Source organism: Nonomuraea sp. KM90 (assembly GCF_052246675.1).
Lineage (GTDB): Bacteria > Actinomycetota > Actinomycetes > Streptosporangiales > Streptosporangiaceae > Nonomuraea.
Genome location: NZ_JBQQCB010000374.1, coordinates 1 through 1,020, shown reverse-complemented (window position 1 = coordinate 1,020; position 1,020 = coordinate 1). Strand labels below are relative to the sequence as shown.

The window sequence follows — 1,020 nt, the reverse complement described above, 5'->3', positions numbered from 1 at the left end:
GGCGAAGGACCAGGCCAGGGCGCCGGTGTAGGAGGAGCAGCGGGAGCCGTTCGAGCCGGACCAGAACTGGTTGGAGCTGTCGGCGTTGCCGATGATCCTGTCGTTCGACCCGCTGTCGCAGGAGGTGTTGTTGCGGAACACCGAGGAGCCGCCGTCGAAGTTGAAGTTGCGTTCCGCGTTGCCGATGCTGACGTTGTTCGACACCGTCATCGTGCCGAGGTTGCGGTTGTAGGTGAAGCCGTGTTTGCCGTTGCCGTAGGCGATGCTGCGCTGGATGACGTGGTTGACGCCGATGTCCTCGCCGCCGAGCTTGTAGCCGTTGCGGTCGCCGTTGCCGGCCTGGCCGCCGTTGCTGAGGGTGCCGTTGTCGTAGGCGAGGGAGTCCTCGATGGTCACCGCGCCGATGGGGCCGGTGTCGCTCTTGGTGAACAGGTCATAGCCGTCGTCGATGTTGTTGTGCGAGACGGTGTAGCGGAAGACGTTACCCGGACCCACGGTGAGTTTGGGGGCGAAGCCGTCGGCGTCCTCGCCGTCGGAGTCGGCGTTGTCGTGCGACACCGCGCTCAGGACGAGGTTGTTGGACGGCCACTGCTCCCGTGGCGCCCCGGCTTCCAGCCGCGAGAGCTGCAGGCCCGTGTCGCGGTTGAAGCGGGTCACGGTGCGTTCGATGATGTTGTTGTTACCGGCGAGGAGGATCCCGTTGTCGCCGGCACGCTCGACGACGATGCCGTAGATGTGCCAGAACGACCCGCCCACGGCCAGCCCGCGGTTCGCCGGATCCTCGCTCTGGGCCGAGAAGTTCAGCACCGGCGTCTCACCCGGGTAGGCCGACAGCTTCTTACGGGCGCCGGAGGTGCCGTTGTTGCCCGCCGCGATGGTGACCGTCTGCGCGAAGTCGTACCGCCCGCCGCGCATGTAGATCGTCCCGCCGGCGGCGATACGGGTGATCGCCGAGGTGAGCGTGGTCGGGTCCGCCTGCGTCCCAGCCGCGCTGTCCCTGCCGCCGGGAGCCACGTACAG

General features: G+C 67.3%; 1 pseudogene. It reads right to left on the bottom strand.

Annotated features, from left to right (window positions below):
- Positions 1-1,020: pseudogene (locus ACTWPW_RS64305) on the bottom strand (cellulose-binding protein); the annotation flags it as partial.